The 20,046-nt window shown below is 32.2% G+C and carries 18 protein-coding genes; 16 read left to right on the top strand and 2 right to left on the bottom strand.

Annotated elements, in window-relative coordinates; genetic code table 11:
- Positions 1 to 12: 12 nt before the first annotated feature.
- On the top strand, positions 13 to 567 hold the full coding sequence (gene rsmD, locus PYW35_RS08930; RefSeq protein WP_016912907.1) for a 16S rRNA (guanine(966)-N(2))-methyltransferase RsmD: 555 nt from the start codon (positions 13 to 15) through the stop codon (positions 565 to 567).
- Complete coding sequence (coaD, locus tag PYW35_RS08925; protein ID WP_016912908.1) at positions 560 to 1,054, top strand: pantetheine-phosphate adenylyltransferase; 495 nt, start codon at positions 560 to 562, stop codon at positions 1,052 to 1,054. Before rsmD ends, coaD begins: the two co-directional genes overlap by 8 nt.
- Before the next feature lie 171 nt (positions 1,055 to 1,225).
- Here coaD and PYW35_RS08920 read toward each other — a convergent pair whose 3' ends face one another.
- On the bottom strand, positions 1,226 to 2,383 hold the full coding sequence (locus PYW35_RS08920; RefSeq protein WP_103322283.1) for a nucleotidyltransferase: 1,158 nt from the start codon (positions 2,381 to 2,383) through the stop codon (positions 1,226 to 1,228).
- 125 nt (positions 2,384 to 2,508) lie between these two features.
- Between PYW35_RS08920 and PYW35_RS08915 the strand changes: the two genes are divergently transcribed.
- From PYW35_RS08915 to pheT, 5 genes are all read left to right on the top strand, one after another.
- Complete coding sequence (locus PYW35_RS08915) at positions 2,509 to 3,054, top strand: YceD family protein (protein ID WP_016912840.1); 546 nt, start codon at positions 2,509 to 2,511, stop codon at positions 3,052 to 3,054.
- Positions 3,055 to 3,092: 38 nt separating this feature from the next.
- Positions 3,093 to 3,266, top strand: a complete 174-nt coding sequence (gene rpmF / locus PYW35_RS08910; protein WP_016912839.1) for a 50S ribosomal protein L32 — start codon at positions 3,093 to 3,095, stop codon at positions 3,264 to 3,266.
- A 192-nt stretch (positions 3,267 to 3,458) separates the two neighbouring features.
- Positions 3,459 to 4,199: a TrmH family RNA methyltransferase gene (locus PYW35_RS08905; protein ID WP_016912838.1), complete on the top strand. Its 741-nt coding sequence runs from the start codon at positions 3,459 to 3,461 to the stop codon at positions 4,197 to 4,199.
- A 296-nt stretch (positions 4,200 to 4,495) separates the two neighbouring features.
- Positions 4,496 to 5,554: a phenylalanine--tRNA ligase subunit alpha gene (gene pheS, locus PYW35_RS08900; protein ID WP_016912837.1), complete on the top strand. Its 1,059-nt coding sequence runs from the start codon at positions 4,496 to 4,498 to the stop codon at positions 5,552 to 5,554.
- Positions 5,554 to 7,959, top strand: coding sequence for a phenylalanine--tRNA ligase subunit beta (gene pheT / locus PYW35_RS08895; RefSeq protein WP_103322282.1), 2,406 nt, complete (start codon positions 5,554 to 5,556; stop codon positions 7,957 to 7,959). Before pheS ends, pheT begins: the two co-directional genes overlap by 1 nt.
- A 190-nt stretch (positions 7,960 to 8,149) precedes the next feature.
- Here pheT and rnhC read toward each other — a convergent pair whose 3' ends face one another.
- Positions 8,150 to 9,076, bottom strand: a complete 927-nt coding sequence (rnhC, locus tag PYW35_RS08890; protein ID WP_103322281.1) for a ribonuclease HIII — start codon at positions 9,074 to 9,076, stop codon at positions 8,150 to 8,152.
- A 178-nt stretch (positions 9,077 to 9,254) separates the two neighbouring features.
- Between rnhC and zapA the strand changes: the two genes are divergently transcribed.
- The 9 genes from zapA (at position 9,255) to sdhA (ending at position 20,045) form a co-directional block, all read left to right on the top strand.
- Positions 9,255 to 9,527, top strand: a complete 273-nt coding sequence (gene zapA, locus PYW35_RS08885) for a cell division protein ZapA (protein WP_103322280.1) — start codon at positions 9,255 to 9,257, stop codon at positions 9,525 to 9,527.
- Positions 9,524 to 10,051 (top strand): CvpA family protein, encoded by a 528-nt coding sequence (locus tag PYW35_RS08880; RefSeq protein WP_103322279.1) that lies wholly within the window; start codon positions 9,524 to 9,526, stop codon positions 10,049 to 10,051. The genes zapA and PYW35_RS08880 overlap by 4 nt, the downstream gene beginning before the upstream one ends.
- Before the next feature lie 61 nt (positions 10,052 to 10,112).
- A complete protein-coding gene (gene polX, locus PYW35_RS08875; protein WP_103322278.1) occupies positions 10,113 to 11,816 on the top strand; it encodes a DNA polymerase/3'-5' exonuclease PolX in 1,704 nt (567 codons plus the stop codon).
- A gap of 27 nt (positions 11,817 to 11,843) precedes the next feature.
- The gene (locus PYW35_RS08870) at positions 11,844 to 14,192 is read left to right on the top strand and encodes an endonuclease MutS2 (RefSeq protein WP_016911442.1); all 2,349 of its coding nucleotides are present in this window, start codon (positions 11,844 to 11,846) and stop codon (positions 14,190 to 14,192) included.
- A 122-nt stretch (positions 14,193 to 14,314) separates the two neighbouring features.
- A complete protein-coding gene (locus tag PYW35_RS08865; RefSeq protein WP_016911440.1) occupies positions 14,315 to 15,061 on the top strand; it encodes an enoyl-CoA hydratase/isomerase family protein in 747 nt (248 codons plus the stop codon).
- Positions 15,062 to 15,172: 111 nt separating this feature from the next.
- Positions 15,173 to 15,487 carry a thioredoxin gene (gene trxA / locus PYW35_RS08860; protein WP_016911439.1) on the top strand — a complete coding sequence of 105 codons (315 nt, stop codon included), beginning with the start codon at positions 15,173 to 15,175 and terminating at the stop codon, positions 15,485 to 15,487.
- A gap of 174 nt (positions 15,488 to 15,661) precedes the next feature.
- Entirely contained in the window at positions 15,662 to 17,443 is a 1,782-nt protein-coding gene (uvrC, locus tag PYW35_RS08855) for an excinuclease ABC subunit UvrC (RefSeq protein ID WP_103322277.1), read from the top strand.
- Between the two features lie 194 nt (positions 17,444 to 17,637).
- Positions 17,638 to 18,249: a succinate dehydrogenase cytochrome b558 subunit gene (locus PYW35_RS08850; protein ID WP_103322276.1), complete on the top strand. Its 612-nt coding sequence runs from the start codon at positions 17,638 to 17,640 to the stop codon at positions 18,247 to 18,249.
- 32 nt (positions 18,250 to 18,281) lie between these two features.
- The gene (sdhA, locus tag PYW35_RS08845) at positions 18,282 to 20,045 is read left to right on the top strand and encodes a succinate dehydrogenase flavoprotein subunit (RefSeq protein WP_016911436.1); all 1,764 of its coding nucleotides are present in this window, start codon (positions 18,282 to 18,284) and stop codon (positions 20,043 to 20,045) included.
- The last annotated feature ends 1 nt before the right edge of the window (position 20,046 follow it).

Here is a 20,046-nt window from a genome sequence, read left to right as displayed (position 1 = left end):
TGATGATTAAAATTGAGAGTAATAGGTGGAAAATATAAAAGATTACATATAAAAACGATAGATGGTCAATCAACTAGACCGACCACGGATAAAGTGAAAGAAAATATTTTTAATGGTCTACAAGACATAGAAGGATTAGGATTAGATTTGTTCGCAGGTAGTGGTGGTTTAGGTATCGAAGGATTATCTAGAGGATTAAGTAAGGTTATTTTTGTAGATGGTAATTTTAAAGCTACAAAAATAATTAAAGAAAACTTAAACACATTACATATACCAGATACGCAATTCGAAGTTTATAAAAATGATGCAATTAGAGCTTTGAAAGCTTTAAATAAACGCGACATAAAATTTGATTATATATTTTTAGACCCACCATATAAGAAAGAGTTAATTAATCGTTCATTAGAAAAAATCGAAGCATTTGACTTATTAAATGTAAATGGTACAATAATTTGCGAATTTGATAAAAGTGAAAAAATAGATACAGGTAAGTTTGAGGTTCTCAAGAAATATGAATATGGACTTACTCACGTAATGTTGCTAACAAAAGGAGAAAACAATGACTAAGAGAATAGCAGTTGTTCCAGGTAGCTTTGATCCAATTACTTTGGGACATATTGATATCATTAAACGAAGCGCTAAAATATTTGATGAGATTCATGTATCGGTATTAAAGAATTCATCTAAAAAAGGGCTGTTCACAACCGATGAACGCGTTGTTCTAATCGAAGAAGCGGTAAAAGACGTACCGAATATAGTGGTCCATTCATTTCATGGTTTGCTCGTTGACTTTTGTAAAGAAATTAATGCTACAACTATTGTAAGAGGCCTTAGAGCTGTTAGTGACTTTGAATATGAAATGCAACTGACATCTATGAACAAGAAACTAGATGATGATATTGAAACATTATATATGATGACAAATAATAATTATTCATTTATCAGTTCAAGTGTTGTAAAAGAAGTAGCACAATTTCATGGCGATATTTCAGAATTCGTACCTGAAAATGTAAATAAAGCATTAAAAGAAAAAATTAAAAATAAAGAATCATAATCAAAAACGCATGATATTTATCATGCGTCATATCGTGGACAAACTAAACGTGGACAAACGTTTGGTTTGTTTTTTGTCTTTTTTGCTTGTTTCATTCAAAATCGTAAGATTTTAAAATATAAAAGGATCTCTTCACTAGGCTTAACTAATGAAGAAATCTTTTATTTTGAGTTAGGAATTATGTCCCAGATCTTTGATATATACTGGTTGGTTGAAATCTGTTGCGGTGTCACCTGATATCATTTGGTATAACTCTGTAGCTTTTATTTCATTTGTGAAATAAGATGCGGATTGTTTATTCACATTTGTAATAATCGGAAGGGGACATTGATCTTTAATGGATTTCAAATATGCCTGACCTTTTTGAGACATTGCGAGTACACGAATTGCTGATGGTTCATAATTTATGACGTCGACTGTTTTAATATTTAATAATATAGCGGTCAACAGACGTTGTAATCGTGTCCAAGTATACCTTTTTGATTTTAGCCTTTTGACAAACATTTCAAAATTGGTGCTATCTTTAATTTCTTTTTTGATTTTATATTCTAAACCTTCAGTCATCATATAGATTTCTCTTAATTCTTCATGGGTTGATCTTAAAATAGTCCATTTTAATAAAGTGAAGAAATGCTCCCAATTGAGACCATTAGATTGACTTAAAATCTCAGAACTTGTTTGAGGTAAACTGAGTTTATAATTTTCTTCATGATTAAAATAAGCATTTCGGATAGAGGTTGCACTTGAAATATGCGTCGTTCTATTTAAGTCTGGATCTAAATACATATTATCTTTTCTTTGTATCGTAACAGGTTTAATGGATAGGTTATTTTGCATAATGTGCTTAACATATTCTATAGCGAGAAGGTTGTTAGATCCTTTAAGTAAGTGCGTATCTTGAACTAATTCAGCAATAATTCTAGGATGGGATTTACCTTCTTTAATCATGCTTTGATATCTGTCATCTTTAGTCAATTGTTCAATTTGGTGAATGGCACTTTTTATATCTTCAATATTTCCTGACTCACTTCCAAAAGATAATGCATCACATTGAAGTTGTTCTGCAATTTGGACGCCACCTTTTGCAAACAAGTCACCTGAAGAAATGGCATATACAAGTGGTAATTCTACGACTAAATCTACATATTGAATCGCCATTTCAGCACGTTTGAATTTATTTAAAATAGCAGGTTCTCCCCGCATAGTAAAAGAACCGCTCATAATAGAAATTGTCACATCACTATTCGTTTTATTTCGAGAAGACTCCGCATGATAAACATGCCCATTATGAAATGGATTGTATTCAGTAATTAAAGCAACACTTTTCATTTGCATTTCCTCCCGTTTCACTTCATCATTAGTATTGTATCAGATAATGAATGTTAAGAAAAAATCTTGACAAACATTGTCGTTAAGGTTACAATAATTTTTGTGTTTGTAAGAGGTGAACCCAGATGAAGTGGTCAATAACGCAACTTAAAAAAAACCAAAACGAACCATTTACTTTTGATAAAGAAATCGATATGAATTATCTTACCGATAGGGTAGATGAACTTATCGATATATCTCCAATAAAAGTAACAGGAGACGCTCAAGTGCGAATGCATGAGATAATTGTCAATCTTGACATTAGTGGTGTATTGACGTTACCATGTGCCCGTACTTTAAAGCCAGTAGAGCTACCATTCGATACTACATCCGTAGAAATATTTGAATTAGACGAGTTCAGTGAAAGTAATGATGAAGATGATGACGATTTGAGGCATAAACTCGAAGGTGGCATGATTAATTTATTACCGATTATTGAAGAACTTGTCATTTTAGAGAAACCATTACAAGTGTTCTCTGAAGAAAGTGAGAATATATCAATGGCAGGCAATGGTTGGGAAGTTATTGGCGAAGATCAATTTGAGTCAACCGATGATTCAGTGGAAGAAACTGAAAAATCAGTTGATCCAAGACTTCAAAAATTACAACAATTCTTCGATGACGAAAAATAATCGGACAAGTGTTTATAAAATTTAAGGAGGAATAAGACATGGCAGTTCCAGCTAGAAGAACTTCAAAATCAGCTAAGAGAAAACGTCGTACGCATTTCAAAATCTCAGTACCAGGTATGGTAGAATGTTCAAACTGTGGAGAAATGAAATTATCTCACCGTGTATGTAAAGCTTGTGGATCATACAAAGGTAAAGAAGTCGTTTCTAAATAATAAGTTATATGTAAATATCCTGAATAAGGACGTTTCAGACTGTCGATATTATCGGCAGTCTTTTTTTATGAAATTTTAAAAGGGCAATAGTGAATATCGTGGTATGTATGCATTATGAAAGATATTCTATTAAATTAGGTTTTTTTCATATATACTAGGTATATAAGTCTATATAGAACATGAGGAGTTTTTATGGAAGAGATTACTTCAGTACAAAATAATAAAATTAAACAAATGAATAAGCTAAAGAAGAAAAAAGAACGTGTTAAACAAGGTCAATTTTTAATTGAAGGTTTCCATCTGGTTGAAGAAGCTTATAATAGCAAACTTAAAATCGTTTCTTTATTAGCTGTTGATTATTCAAGAGTTGACGATCAAATTGTTCAATATGCGGATGAGTCATACGTTATCAACTTTAAAGTGGCTGAATCTTTATCGGATACAACAACACCACAAGGGATTTTTGCTGTCGTTGAACTTCCAACATATGAAATAAGCAATTTTAAACAAGTGCTTGTGCTAGATAGAGTGCAAGATCCTGGCAATATGGGTGCATTGATTCGTAATGCTGATGCTGCTGGAATGGACGCTGTTGTATATTCAAAAGGCAGTGCAGATCCTTATCAAGATAAAGTATTGCGCGCATCTCAAGGTAGTGTATTTCACTTACCAGTAGTTGAAGAAGATATTTATGAATTTATCGAAAAATTTGAAGGTAACACTTATGGCACAAGTTTGAATCATGCAGTTCACTATAAAGAAATTGAAAGCCAAGAAAACTTCGCTTTAATCATGGGTAACGAAGGTGCTGGAGTTGAAGAAGAATTATTGAACCAAACTACAGAAAACCTCAACATTCCTCTTTATGGAAAAGCTGAAAGTTTAAATGTTGCTGTATCTTGTGGCATATTACTTTACCATTTGAAAGGTTGACCAAAGATATAATATTTAATATAATGATTTCATAATCAATATGAGCTTATAAAGGGACGTAAATTAATGGATACGCATAATTAGGGAAAGGATTCTAGACTGAGAGATCCTATGTCGTAACTTAATTTTTTTCATCCTTTTAGCTACTTAAAGAAATTTAAGTCGGAATGTAGATCCGTTATCAACATATAAGTGTATGCATAAGTATGTATAAATTTGGGTGGTACCACGGAAGACTTCGTCCCTCTATTATGAGGGGGCGAAGTCTTTTTTTTCGACTAAATAGGAGGATATATATGTCATTACAAGAGAAATTATCTGAATTACGACAAGAAGCCCTTGTAAGAATTAACGAGGCAAAAGCTGAAAGAGCGTTACAAGATGTAAAAGTGAATTATTTAGGTAAAAAAGGTGTTATAACAGGTCTTATGAAAGAAATGAAAGCATTACCTAAAGAAGAAAGACCTGAATTTGGCCAATTCGTTAATGAAGTGCGTAAAGCAGTTGAAATAGAAATTGAAGCTAAAAAAGTGCTTTTAGAAGAAGAAGCCTTAAATGCACAACTAGAAAACGAAACGATTGATGTAACATTGCCTGGTAGAAAAGTGACTTTAGGTGCGAAACATCCTCTTACTAAAATAAATGAAGATTTAGAAGATTTATTCATAGGATTAGGTTATGAAATCGTTGAAGGTTATGAAGTAGAATCAGATTATTATAATTTCGAAGCTTTAAACTTACCAAAATCACATCCAGCACGTGACATGCAAGATACTTTCTATATTTCAGAAGAAATTTTAATGCGTACACATACTTCTCCAGTTCAAGCTAGAACTTTAGAAAAGCGTAATGGCGTTGGACCAGTTAAAATTATTTGTCCGGGTAAAGTATATCGTAGAGACTCTGATGATGCGACACATAGTCACCAATTCACGCAAATTGAAGGTTTAGTTGTTGCTGAAAATATTAAAATGAGTGATCTTAAAGGAACGTTAGAATTATTAGCACGTAAACTATTTGGTGCTGATCGTGAAATTCGACTAAGACCAAGTTTCTTCCCATTCACAGAACCTTCTGTAGAAGTGGATGTTTCATGTTTTAAATGTAAAGGTCATGGTTGTAATGTATGTAAACAAACTGGATGGATTGAAGTACTAGGATCAGGTATGGTACATCCAAACGTATTAGAAATGGCAGGATTTGATTCAAGTAAATATTCAGGCTTTGCCTTTGGTTTAGGACCAGACAGAATGGCGATGTTGAAATATGGAATTGAAGACATTAGACATTTCTATACAAATGACGTGAGATTTTTAGAGCAATTTAAGCCTGTAGAAGATGGTGGTGAAGCATAATGTTAGTGAGTAAAGAATGGTTAAATGAATATATTAAAATAGATGCTGATATAGATGCATTAGCTGAGAAAATAACAAGAAGTGGTATAGAAGTAGATAGCATTAAAAAATACGGTGAAGATATTAAAAAATTAGTTGTAGGACATGTTGTATCAAAAGAAAAACATCCTGAAGCTGATAAACTAAATATATGTAAAGTAGATGTTGGGGAAGAAGAACCCGTACAAATCGTATGTGGTGCACCTAACGTTGATGTAGACCAATATGTAATTGTAGTTAGAGTTGGTGGACGTTTACCTGGTGGCGTTAAAATTAAAAGAGCGAAATTAAGAGGCGAAGTTTCTGAAGGTATGATTTGTTCTTTACAAGAAATAGGTTTAGATGCTAATGTCATGCCTAAAAAATATGCTGACGGAATCTATGTATTTTCTAATGAACCGACTCCTGGTAGCGATGCTTTAGAAGCTTTATTGCTTAATGATGAAGTGATGGACTTTGATTTAACACCAAACAGAGCAGATTGTTTAAGTATGTTAGGTGCAGCACATGAAGTGAGTGCACTGTATGGTAATGAAATAAAATATCCAAATACAGATTTAACTGAAGCGCCAGAAAAAGCAACTCAAGAGATTAGTGTTGCGGTTCAAAATGAAGAAGCGATACCTTATTACGCAGCTAGAGTAGTTAAGAATGTTACGATTGCACCATCACCAACTTGGTTACAATCAAGATTAATGAAAGCTGGAATTCGTCCAATAAATAATGTAGTTGATATTTCGAATTATATTCTATTAGAACATGGTCAACCTCTACATATGTTTGACCAAGATCACATTGGATCAGAACAAATTGTTGCGCGTTATGCACAAGAAAATGAAAAAATCACTACACTAGATGGTGTTGAAAGAGAATTACTTGCTTCTGATGTTGTCATTACAAATGGTTCAGAACCGATTGCAATTGCTGGTGTTATGGGTGGAGATTTCTCAGAAGTAACAGACAAAACACAAAATGTCGTTATAGAAAGTGCGATATTTAATGCTACAAATGTAAGACAAACTTCAAGAAGATTAGGTTTAAGAAGTGAAGCATCAAGTAGATTCGAAAAAGGCATCGCAAGTGAAAGAGTTATAGATGCTTTAAATAGAGCAGCATTCTTGTTACAAGATATTGCAGGTGGCACAGTACTCAGTGAAGTTGTGTCAGATGGTACTTTACCTGAAACATCTAAAACAATTGAAATCTCTACTCATGATGTAAATCAATTAATAGGATTTGAACTTTCAACTGAAGAGATAAATGTTATTTTTAACCGTTTAGGATTTGCGACAAACGTGTCAGAAGATTCATTTGAAGTTAACGTTCCTTCAAGAAGAAATGATATTTCTATTAAAGCAGACTTAATAGAAGAAGTTGCAAGAATTTATGGATACGATCAATTACCATCAACTTTACCAAACTTTGAAAGTACAACAGCTGGATATTTAACAGATAATCAACTTAAAACACGTAAAGTTAAAGAAATACTTGAAGGTGCTGGATTAGATCAAGCCATTACGTATTCATTAGTTCATAAAGATGTTGCTAAAGATTACGCACTTGAGGAACAAGAAGTTGTAGAACTTATGATGCCTATGAGTGAAGATCAAGCCGTATTGCGTCAAAGTTTATTACCAAGACTAATAGATGCAACGCGTTATAACGTAGCTAGAAAAAATAAAAACGTAGCATTATATGAGCTAGGCAGAGTTTTCTATAGTAATGGAGAAAATCAATTACCTACAGAAGTTGAATTTTTAAGTGGTATATTAACGGGTCAATATACAGGTAATAAATGGCAACAAAAAGATGAACCTGTAGACTTCTTTTTAGTTAAAGGGATTGTAGAACGTATTGCAGAGCAATTAAACGTTTCATTCACATTTGAAGCGGCGAAATTAGACTTGTTGCACCCAGGTAGAACAGCGTACGTGAAATTAAATGATGAAGTAGTAGGTTTAATAGGAGAATTGCATCCTAAGGTAGAAAAAGAAAATGACTTAGACCGTACTTATGTTTTTGAGTTAAACTTTACAAAAGTGTTAGAACAACCAGTCGGTAAAATAGAATATGAAGCTATTCCTAGATTCCCTGGCGTATCTAGAGATATAGCATTAGTGGTAAATACTGAAGTAACGACATCTACATTAATTAGCACAATTAATGAAAATGGTGCTGATATACTGAACCATGCTGAAGTATTTGATGTTTATGAAGGTGAACATATGGAAGAAGGTAAGAAGTCAGTAGCAATTCGAATTGATTATTTAGATGTTACTGAAACTTTAACAGAAGAAAAAGTTTCATCAGTTCATAATCAAATATTAGAAGCATTAGAACAACAAGGTGCTACTTTAAGAGCATAATTAATTTGAATATCAAATTTATATTTAATAAAACCACAGTAATCTGTATATTTTGCAGATTACTGTGGTTTTTACTTATTTTTTATTCTTATTTGTGATTTTGATAAGTTGTTTGCCGATAAACCAGATTAAGTAGCAGATAATAACAATGGCTAATATAACTTGCCAACTAAGTGTTATGAGTAACATACTAATTTCTCCTTTTACGTTTTATGAGATCTAATACTTTATCTCTATTTTTAAAATGTTTTTTAGTTATTGCATCAAGCTGATTAATATCATATTTTTGAACGATTTTGGCTGCTTGTAAGTCTACTTTATTACTTGCGCCTTTTGGTATGATGACGTTTAATTCTTGAGCTAATCTATCCATATGTTTAACAAATGCATATCTTGCTATGATGCTTGCCGCAGCGATTGCGATAGATTTTGATTCACCTTTTGTTTCGAAAAATGTAATATCTTTTCGTGGCATTGAACCTATAATATTCTTTTCATATGTACTGGCTTGGACAAATTGATCGATTACAATTTGTTCTAATTCAGATTCCTCTACGCGCGTTATGACATTTTTGATCGCTTGATTGTGTAAGACGGCTTTCATTTTAACTTGACTCCATCCCTCTAATTGCTTCGTATTATAGTTGGGATTATCAAGTACGATTAATGAATGTGGACATATTTGAATAATATGTTCTGCTAGTTCTACTATTTTTATGTCCGTTAATGATTTAGAGTCCATCACACCTATTTCTTTTAATATTTTAGCATTCTTTTTAGAAACGTATGCTGCACACACGGTTAAAGGTCCAAAATAATCGCCACTGCCTGCTTCATCACTACCAATTGTATTGTGTAAGTCGAAGGTATGTGTTTTATTTGGAATAGATTTACTAGGAGTAGAAGGCATAATTTTTTCTCCTAATACTGAACTTGCAACTTGCTCAGCATCTTTGCCTTGAAACATGATTTTTTGAGAACGATATATTTGTACTTGTGTGCTTTTTATTTTTTTACGCGCTAAAGTACCAGTTGGTAGGTTTTCAGTGTCCATATTATATTGTTTTATTAGTTTATTGATTGTTTGAGAATCAATCTTTTTTACGATATTTGCCAAGTTTGTGTCCTGCCTTTAATATATTTTCTATAAATAGAGTAGCACAAATTTATGATATAAACGAATATTCTCAGATGAACTTAGTGGATATCCATACACAAATGAACATATGTCATGTATAATATAGTATGATTAAATATATAGAAATTCCATTTATAATTTGAACAGGGGTAGTATAATGAGTGAAAACAAAAACAGAGTGACAGTAGTTATAAATGATCAACATTATACAATAATTGGTGAAGACGATCCTTCGCATATTCGATATGTAGCTGGAAGAGTCGATGAGAAGATTCAAGCGTTAGGACAGCTGAATGCTGGATTAGATACTACGCGTAAATCTGTACTCACGGCTGTTAATGTTATGCATGAATATGTTAAATTAGAAGAGGAAAATGAAAAGTTAAAAGAAGAAATCAAACAATTAAAAAATAAAGGATATTTAGAATGATTACATTATTTATAATTTTATGTTTAATATTAGGAGTCATCATTGGCTATAGACGTAGTTTAGTACTCCAGTCACTACACACTATTGGTACTATTTGTTCATTGGTAATCGCCACTATATGTTATGCACCATTTAGTAAACAACTGCATTTAATTTTGCCTTACCCTAGTGCGTCTACGGAAGGGAAAAATACTATATTTAATAATATTAATAATGAGAATGCATTTTATAATATTATGGCGATTCTCATTTTATTTGTTTTTACTAAAGTGATTTTACAAATTGTAGCAACAGTGTTTGATTTTTATCACCAAATGGATTTTGGAGGCAAATATGCAAGATACTTTGGTATGGCACTTGGTTTTATAGAGGCGTACTTAGTCGTTATTATCACGTTAGCTGCAATTGCAGTCATTCCAGTTCCATCATTTATAGATGCATTCCACCAATCATCTATTGGGAATGTGATATTATCGAAGACACCATTCTTATCTGAACAATTAGTAAAATGGCTTGCAAATTAAATGAATTTATATTAAAAAAAGTCATGGGACAACCTATGACTTTTTTTACGGAGGAATAGATATGTTAACTAAAAAAGATATCGTAAAAATGTTAGAAACAATCGCAATTTATATGGAAATTAAAGGAGAAAATCCTTTCAAAGTCTCTGCTTATCGAAAAGCAAGTCAATCTTTAGAAACAGATGAAAGAACGATCAATGAAATAGAAGACGTTACAACTTTAAAAGGTATTGGTAAAGGAGTGGGTGATGTGATTAATGAATATATTAATCATGGCACTCAAAGTTACTTAGACGAACTTAAAGAAGAAATTCCAGAAGGATTAATACCATTGCTTAAAATACCTGGATTAGGTAGCAAAAAAATTGCTAAACTATATAAAGAATTAAATATTAAAAATAAAGAAGACTTAATTGAAGCGTGTGAAAATAATCAAGTTTCTGCATTATCTGGCTTTGCTAAAAAAACAGAACAAAAACTTTTAGAAGAAGCAAAAGTTTTAGGACAAAGACCTGAGAGATATCCAATTAATACAATCATTAAAGCACACGAAGTGATTAATCAATTTTTGGACGACATTGATGAAATTATTCAATATCAAGTAGCGGGTAGTTTTAGAAGAATGAGAGAAACGAGCAAAGATTTAGATTATATTATTTCTACAGAAGATGAGTTGAAAGTACAACAACTATTGTTAAAATTCCCAGAAATTAAAGAACAAATTGCAGTTGGACAAACGAAAGTTTCATTAGATTTGTTAATTGGAGATGAAGTCATAGGTGTTGATTTTAGACTCATTAAACCAGAAGCGTTCTATCACACTTTACAACATTTCACTGGATCAAAAGACCATAACATTAAAATTAGACAACTCGCCAAACAAAGAAATGAAAAGGTGAGTGAATATGGTATAGAAGAAAGCAATGGTAACGTTATTACTTATCAAAGTGAAAAAGAAATATATGACCATTTCAATGTTCCATACATTCCTCCAACTATGAGAGAAGATGGGACGGAGTTTGATAAGAATATCCAAGATATTATTAAATTAGAAGATATCAATGGAGATATTCATATGCACACTACATATAGTGATGGTGCATTTAAATTAGAAGAAATGATTGAAGCGGCTATTGAACGTGGGTATCAATTTATTTGTATCACAGATCATTCTAGAAGTTTAGCGGTCGCTAATGGTTTATCAATAGAACGTTTATTAGAACAAAACAAAAAAATTAAAGCGTTAAATGAAAAGTATAAAGAAATCGATATTTATAGCGGAACAGAAATGGATATTAAGCCAGATGGTACGCTAGATTATCCTGATGAAGTTTTGAAAGAATTAGACTATGTCATAGCAGCTATTCACCAAAGTTTTAATCAAACTGAAGGAGAAATTATGAATAGACTGAAAGTGGCATGTGAAAACAAATATGTAAGACATATTGCACATCCAACTGGTCGTATTATCGGGAGAAGAGAAGGATACAAAGTAAATATTGAACAACTTGTTAAAATGGCTAAGGAAACAAACACAGTATTAGAATTGAATGCTAATCCACAAAGATTAGATTTAAATGCGGAAGTGTTGAAAAACAATCCTGATTTAATGATTACAATAAATACTGATGCACATCATATTGATCATTTTGATTTTATGAAATATGGTGTCGGTACAGCACAAAAAGGTTGGGTAAAACAATCACAAGTAATCAATGCTAAAACACGTGAAGAATTTAAACAATGGATTAAATCTAATAAATAAAAGTATTCAAAGAAGAGGGAAGATAGTATGAATGAAAAAACATTAAAAGTTCTTGAGTATCCCTTAATTATTCAACAATTATCTGCTCATGCAACAAGTGATATTGCAGAGCGACTCATTAATGAACTTAAACCAAGTGATGAAATGGAAACAGTTCAACATAGTTTGAATGAAACAGATGAAATGACTCAAATATATAATAAACATAGAGTGCCAGGTTATTCAGGGTTAAAAGATATTAAATCTTTTGTTAGAAGAGCTGAAATCGGTAGTTTACTAAATGTTGAAGAACTGAATCAAATTAAACGAAATATTCAAGTTCAAAATAGATTTAAAACGTTCTATGCAAGTATCGTTGACGAAGATGAAGATATTCTTTATCCAATCATTGATGGATATGTTGCTCAACTACCTGTGTTGAGTGAATTACTCAATCAAATTAGTGAACAATGTGATGAACACGATTTATTTGATACTGCGAGTCCGAAGTTAGCAGAATTAAGACATCAAATTAAAAAAACGAATGATCGCATTAAATCAAGATTAGAACAAATGGTAAAATCATCAGCCAATCAAAAGAAATTATCTGATTCTATTTTAACGGTTAGGAATGATAGATACGTACTGCCGGTTAAAGCTGAATATCGCCATGATTTCAGTGGTATCGTGCATGACCAATCTGCATCAGGACAAACTTTATATATTGAACCAAGTGCAATAGTAGAAATGCACAATCAAATATCACAAGTTAAAGCTAAAGAGAAAGAAGAAAAAGATAGATTGCTTTATATCTTAACTGAGTTGGTTAGCGAAGTGGGTTACGAATTATTGTCGAGCACGAAAGTCATGGGACATTTAGACTTTATAACAGCTAAAGCAAAATTTGGGGCAACAATTAAAGCGACAAAACCTGTTTTATCAGATGATAGAGCAATTTATTTACCAAAAGCGAGACACCCATTAATTAACAAAACTGAAGTAGTTAGTAATACAATTGAATTTAAAGAAAATATAAACGCTGTTATTATTACAGGTCCAAATACTGGTGGTAAAACAGTAACACTTAAAACAGTAGGTTTGATTACATTAATGGCTCAGTCAGGATTGTTGATTCCTACATTAGATGGCGCAATTATTACGATTTTTAAAAAAGTATTTTGTGACATTGGTGATGAACAGTCTATAGAACAGTCGCTTTCAACATTCTCATCTCACATGAAAAACATCGTCAATATTATAGATCAAGCTGATAAAGATTCTTTAATTTTATTTGACGAACTTGGTGCAGGTACTGATCCGAGTGAAGGTGCAGCTTTAGCGATGAGCATACTTGATTACACAATTGAAAGAGATGCTTTAATTATGGCTACAACACATTATCCTGAACTTAAAGCATATAGTTATAATCGTGATAAAGTTATGAATGCGAGTGTTGAGTTTGATGTGGAAACGTTAAGACCAACATACAAATTATTAATGGGCATACCAGGACGATCTAATGCATTTGAAATTTCGAAAAAATTAGGATTAAAGAATGAATTAATTAACCATGCAAAATCTTTAATTGGTCAAGATGAAAAAGAAATTAATGTGATGATTGAATCTCTAGAAAAAAATGCGAAGTCTGTAGAAAATGATAGAATTGAAGTTGAGAAATTAAAACAAGAATCAACAGAACTACATCAATCATTAGCTCATGAATTACAACGTTTCGAAAATTTCAAAACACAATTAATGGACGAAGCAAGAAATAAAGCAAATCAAGAAGTAAAACAGAAAACAAAAGAAGCTGAAACAATTTTACAAGAATTGAGAGATATGCGAGACAATTCAGCCGCTAATGTTAAAGAACACGAACTCATTGAAAGAAAAAAACGACTAGACAATCAATATACAGCTGAATCAATTAAACAAAATGTTAAAAAAGAGCGTCATGATAAAATTGAAAAAGGCGATGACGTTAAAGTATTATCTTATGGTCAAAAAGGTGAAGTGATTGATGTTGTAAATGATGACGAAGTAGTCGTTCAAATGGGTATATTAAAAATGAAAATCGAAGTAAAAGATTTAGAAAAACTTGATAAAAAGAAACAACAACCAAGTAAAGTCGTACCAAGAACAAACCGTTCAACAATAAAAATGGACTTAGATTTACGTGGCTATCGTTATGATGAAGCTATGGTAGAATTAGATCAATATATCGACCAAGCTGTTCTTTCAAATTACAGTACTGTAAACATTATTCATGGTAAAGGTACTGGAGCATTACAAAAAGGTGTAACGGACCATCTGAAAAGACATCGTTCAGTAGATTCTTATAGAACAGGCATGCCATCAGAAGGTGGGTTTGGTGTTACAGTTGTGACATTGAAATAAGGAGGAAACATATTGGATAATTTTGATATGTATAAACTAGCAAAAGTGTTGCTCGTTATTTCTGCTTTAACATTTATTGCAGGTATTGCTTATTTAATATTCTTATAGAGGTGGTTATTAAATTGATTAAAACACATGTAGAGAACCAAGTTCTTTTTATTCATTTAAATCATGGTCCTGTTAATGCTTTGAATGAAGAAGTTTTAACAAATATTATTGAGGCAATAGAGACTCAAGGATTTGATGATCATATAAAAGTTATCGTCATTAAAGGGAATGAAAAATGTTTTTCTGCTGGTGCAGATATTAAATCATTCCCAGATTTAACTAAACATGAAAGACTAGATCTCGCATCAACAAGTGCTAAATTATTTAGATTAATCAAAACTTGTCATAAACCAGTTATAAGTTCTATTCATGGTGTGTGTTTAGGTGGCGGATTTGAACTCGCTTTAGCATGCGATATGAGGTTGATTACGAAAGATACGAAAGTAGGATTACCTGAAATTAATTTAGGTATATTTCCTGGATTTGGTGGCGTCAGAAGACTGTCTTATATGATCGGTCAACATAAAGCGTTACAAGTTGCTTTAACTGGTGAGAATGTCAATTTAGATGACATTCAGCATTTGTTCAATGAAATTGTTGAAGATAAAGAAGAACTAGAAAAAGCAACTGAAAAGTTAGCTTATAGTATTGCTTCTAAGTCTTTAAATTCTATTAAAGTGATTAAACAAATGTCTAATTTAGATTTATCATTAGAAAGTGATCAAATAGAAGAAAGACATTTTGTCGATATTATTGAAAGTGAAAATGCAGAAGAAGGCATAAATGCATTTATCACTAAAAGAAAACCGCAATTTAAGTAATTGATTCCAAGTGCAACATCTATTACAATACAGTTTGAGCAAACAACATGCATTGCTAAATAAAGCGTGCTATACTCTCATTATCATAAGTTAACAAGGAGGATTTTTCCAATGGCATTAGTAAAAGCAACAGATGCAAATTTTGACGAACAAATTAAAGAAGGCGTAAGTTTAGTGGACTTCTGGGCACCTTGGTGTGGACCTTGTAAAATGATCGCGCCAGTATTAGAAGATTTAGCTAAAGACGTTGAAGGTAAAGCTAATATCGTTAAATTAGACGTAGATGAAAATCAAGCAACAGCTGCTAAATACGAAGTAATGAGTATTCCAACATTAATCGTATTCAAAGATGGCGAAGCTGTAGATAAAGTAGTAGGTTTCCAACCTAAAGAACAACTAGAACAAGTATTATCTAAACACTATTAATATAAACGTGTAAAGGTAACCATAGACTGTCTACAAAGTGAAAGACTTTGTAGACAGTTTTTTTTGCGTAACTATTGTAAAAACTTATGGTTATTTCTAATATAGTATAGAACGTATGTTTTGGTTAAACTAAATTTTGTTGATATAATTACTATAAAAAGGTAGGTGAAAAAGGTGGAAGACTACCAAAAAAGAATTAAACAAAAACTAGATGTACTGCCTACTGATCCGGGCTGTTACATTATGAAAGATAGACATCAATCTGTTATATATGTTGGGAAAGCAAAGCGTTTAAGAAACAGAGTGAGAAGCTATTTTACAGGCGCACATGATGAAAAGACAACTCGATTAATCGGAGAAATAAGAGATTTCGAATTTATTGTGACATCTAGTGAAATTGAATCATTATTACTAGAGTTGAACCTTATAAAAAAGCATCAACCTAGATACAATATATTATTAAAAGATGATAAAAGTTATCCATTTATTAAAATAACGAAAGAAAAACATCCACGATTAATCGTGACGAGAACGGTGAAAAAAGATTCAGGTAAATACTTTGGTCCATATCCAAATGCTTATGCAGCACATGAAACGAAAAAGTTACTAGACAGAATTTATCCTTTAAGAAAATGTGTAACGATGCCGAATAAAGTTTGTTTATATTACCATATAGGACAATGTTTAGGTCCATGTGTATATCCTGTAGAGCAAGCTCAATATCAGGCGATGATTAAAGAAATTACAGACTTTTTAAATGGCGATGATAAAACGATTGTCAATGACTTGAATGATAAAATGAACGCAGCAAGTGAAATGTTGAAATTTGAAGAAGCTAAAGAATATAGAGATTTAATACAACATATAGAAATGTTGAATTATAAACAAAATATGATGTCATCTGATATGACAATGAGAGATATATTTGGTTATTCAGTAGATAAAGGCTGGATGTGTATTCAAGTATTCTTTATTAGACAAGGGAAATTAATAGAAAGACAAGCTTCTATGGTTCCAATCATACAAACTGCTGAAGAAGAATTTTATACATTTATAGGTCAGTTTTATACTTTAAATCAACATTTAACGCCTAAAGAAATACACATACCAATGAATGTGGATATTAAAACTGTAGAGTCAGTAGTTGATTCAAAGGTTATTCAACCTAAAAGAGGTAAGAAAAAAGAAATGGTGGATTTGGCAATTAAGAATGCGAATATTTCATTGAAAAATAAATTTGAACTTATCGCTAAAGACGAATCTAGAACTGTTAAAGCTATAGAAAATTTAGGGGAAGCTATGGGTATACAGACACCTATAAGAATTGAAGCTTTCGATAACTCTAATATACAAGGTGTGGACCCTGTATCTGTAATGATTGCCTTTGTAGATGGTAAGCCAAGTAAAAAAGATTATCGTAAATACAAAATTAAATCTGTCAAAGGACCTGACGATTATAAATCTATGCAAGAAGCAGTTAGAAGAAGGTATACGAGAGTATTAAAAGAAGGCCTGCCAATACCAGATTTGATCATTGTTGATGGTGGTAAAGGACATATGTCTTCAGTTAGAAATGTGTTAGAGAATGAGTTAGGACTCGATATTCCAATAGCAGGATTAAGTAAAAATGATAAACACCAAACGTCAGAATTACTTTATGGTGCGCAAGCAGAAATTATACCACTAAAGAAAAACTCACAAGAATTTTATTTACTTCAACGTATCCAAGATGAAGTGCATAGATTTGCCATAAGTTTTCATAGATCGACGAGACAAAAGACAACTTTAAAATCTGCGTTAGATGAAATAGAAGGAATAGGACCGAAACGAAAGCAATCATTGTTGAAACATTTTGGTTCTATTAAAAAAATGCGTGAATCAAATATAGAAGATTTTATTAAAATTGGCCTTCCAGAAAAAGTTGCCCAAAACTTAGTAAATAAGCTTAGTAATTAAAGAGTAAATTTACAATAAAAAATGAATATATTTGGGCATGAGAATAATTCTCATGCCCAAATTCTTACTTAATGATGTTACAATATACATGTAATGCTCATCGAATTTTTTTTAGGATATATGTAATCGTTTTCAGGTTATGATATCTATAATATAACGATAGAGCCATAGAATAAAGTTAGGGGGGACTTCTTTTGGCGTCAAGCGAAAAACAGTTTATTTTACGTCGTATTCATTCATTATTAGGTGTAATTCCTATAGGAATATTCTTAATTCAGCATTTATTAATTAACCACTTTGCAACTATTAGCCCAGAGGCTTTTAATAAAGCGTCTGATTTTATGTGGAATTTACCATTTAAAATAGTGTTAGAGGTTGTAGTTATTTATATTCCTATACTATTCCACGCTATTTATGGATTATACATAGCGTTTACAGCTAAAGAAAATGTAGGAAGACATTCATTATTCAGAAACTGGATGTTTTTATTACAACGTGTAACTGGCATAATTTCATTTATATTTATAGCTGTACATGTGTATCAAACACGTATTCAAGCTGCATTAGGTCATCATGTTGATTTTGATATGGTATCAGATATTTTATCTAATCCTATTTCTGTAACGCTTTACGTTGTGGGTGTATTAAGTGTTATATTCCATTTTTCAAATGGTCTATGGTCATTCTTCATCACATGGGGAATTACACAATCAGCTAAATCACAACGTGTTATGACATATGTAACTTTATTTGTATTTATCGTAATTAGTATTATTGGCTTAAGAGCTATATTTGCATTCGTATAGGATTTATACTTTTTAGGGGAGTGACAATTTTTATGGCAAACAACAAAATCATTGTTGTCGGTGGTGGTTTAGCAGGTTTGATGGCAACGATTAAAGCTGCAGAAAAAGGTGCACATGTTGATTTATTCTCATTAGTACCTGTTAAACGTTCACACTCTGTTTGTGCACAAGGTGGTATTAACGGAGCTGTTAATACAAAAGGTGAAGGCGACTCTACTTTAATTCACTTTGATGACACAGTGTATGGTGGAGATTTTCTAGCTAACCAAACACCAGTAAAAAATATGACTGCAGCAGCACCTAGTATCATACATTTATTAGACAGAATGGGTGTTATGTTTAACCGTACGCCAGAAGGTCTATTAGATTTCCGTAGATTCGGTGGTACTTTATATCATAGAACTGCATTTGCAGGTGCAACAACTGGACAACAATTACTATATGCATTAGACGAACAAGTTAGAAGTTATGAAGTTAAAGGATTAGTTACAAAATATGAAGGCTGGGAATTCTTAGGAATCGTTAAAGATGATGAAGATGCAGCTCGTGGTATTGTAGCTCAAAACTTAACAGATTCTAAGATAGAAGCATTCGGATCAGATGCTGTCATTATGGCAACAGGTGGTCCTGGTATTATCTTTGGTAAGTCTACAAACTCAATGATTAATACTGGTTCTGCAGCTTCTGTCGTTTATCAACAAGGTGCTAAATATGCAAATGGTGAGTTTATTCAAATCCACCCAACAGCTATACCTGGTGATGATAAGTTAAGATTGATGAGTGAATCTGCACGTGGTGAAGGTGGACGTATTTGGACTTATAAAGACGGTAAACCTTGGTATTTCTTAGAAGAAAAATATCCGGATTACGGAAACTTAGTACCTCGTGATATTGCAACACGTGAAATATTTGATGTGTGTGTAAACCAAAAACTTGGTATTAACGGTGAAAACATGGTTTATCTTGATTTATCACATAAAGACGCACATGAATTAGATGTTAAGCTTGGTGGTATAATTGAAATATATGAAAAATTCACTGGTGACGACCCTCGTAAAGTCCCAATGAAAATTTTCCCAGCTGTCCATTATTCAATGGGTGGAATTTGGGTAGACTTTGATCAAATGACTAATATTAAAGGTTTATTTGCAGCAGGTGAATGTGACTACTCTCAACATGGTGGTAATAGATTAGGGGCTAACTCTTTATTATCAGCAATATATGGCGGTATGGTTGCAGGACCAAACGCAATGGAATACGTTAAAAATATTGAAACATCATACACTGAGTTAGGTGAAGAAATATTCCAAAAACGTATTGATGAAGAACAAGAGAAGTTTGACCATCTTCTAAATCTTAAAGGTACTGAAAATGCTTATAAGTTGCACAAAGAATTAGGAGAAATAATGACTGCAAACGTTACTGTTGTTCGTCATAATGATAAACTGCTCGAAACAGATAAGAAAATTGTTGAATTAATGAAGAGATATCAAAATATTGATATGGAAGATACTTCAACATGGAGTAACCAAGCTGTATTCTTCACACGTCAATTATGGAATATGTTAGTTCTAGCAAGAGTTATTACAATTGGTGCATACAATCGTAATGAATCTCGTGGGGCACACTATAAACCAGAATTCCCTGAACGTAATGATGAAGAATGGTTGAAAACGACTATTGCTCAGTTCAGAGGACCAGAAGAAGCACCTGAGTTTTCATATGAAGAAGTGGATATTAGTCACATTAAACCTCGTAAACGAGATTACTCTAAGAAATCTGAAGGGAGTAAATAAT

It is taken from the genome of Mammaliicoccus vitulinus (genome assembly GCF_029024305.1).
Classification (GTDB): domain Bacteria; phylum Bacillota; class Bacilli; order Staphylococcales; family Staphylococcaceae; genus Mammaliicoccus; species Mammaliicoccus vitulinus.
Note: the sequence above shows the minus strand (reverse complement) of the source record. Positions and strands in the feature narration are given on the sequence as shown.

Coding starts and splice junctions, on each gene's coding strand:
- PYW35_RS08880 (WP_103322279.1), top strand. CDS start 9,524: ATGATTACATTATTTATAATTTTATGTTTAATATTAGGAGTCATCATT.
- PYW35_RS08870 (WP_016911442.1), top strand. CDS start 11,844: ATGAATGAAAAAACATTAAAAGTTCTTGAGTATCCCTTAATTATTCAA.
- trxA (WP_016911439.1), top strand. CDS start 15,173: ATGGCATTAGTAAAAGCAACAGATGCAAATTTTGACGAACAAATTAAA.
- zapA (WP_103322280.1), top strand. CDS start 9,255: ATGAGTGAAAACAAAAACAGAGTGACAGTAGTTATAAATGATCAACAT.
- sdhA (WP_016911436.1), top strand. CDS start 18,282: ATGGCAAACAACAAAATCATTGTTGTCGGTGGTGGTTTAGCAGGTTTG.
- PYW35_RS08905 (WP_016912838.1), top strand. CDS start 3,459: ATGGAAGAGATTACTTCAGTACAAAATAATAAAATTAAACAAATGAAT.
- pheT (WP_103322282.1), top strand. CDS start 5,554: ATGTTAGTGAGTAAAGAATGGTTAAATGAATATATTAAAATAGATGCT.
- rpmF (WP_016912839.1), top strand. CDS start 3,093: ATGGCAGTTCCAGCTAGAAGAACTTCAAAATCAGCTAAGAGAAAACGT.
- PYW35_RS08915 (WP_016912840.1), top strand. CDS start 2,509: ATGAAGTGGTCAATAACGCAACTTAAAAAAAACCAAAACGAACCATTT.
- PYW35_RS08920 (WP_103322283.1), bottom strand. CDS start 2,383: ATGAAAAGTGTTGCTTTAATTACTGAATACAATCCATTTCATAATGGG.
- coaD (WP_016912908.1), top strand. CDS start 560: ATGACTAAGAGAATAGCAGTTGTTCCAGGTAGCTTTGATCCAATTACT.
- pheS (WP_016912837.1), top strand. CDS start 4,496: ATGTCATTACAAGAGAAATTATCTGAATTACGACAAGAAGCCCTTGTA.
- polX (WP_103322278.1), top strand. CDS start 10,113: ATGTTAACTAAAAAAGATATCGTAAAAATGTTAGAAACAATCGCAATT.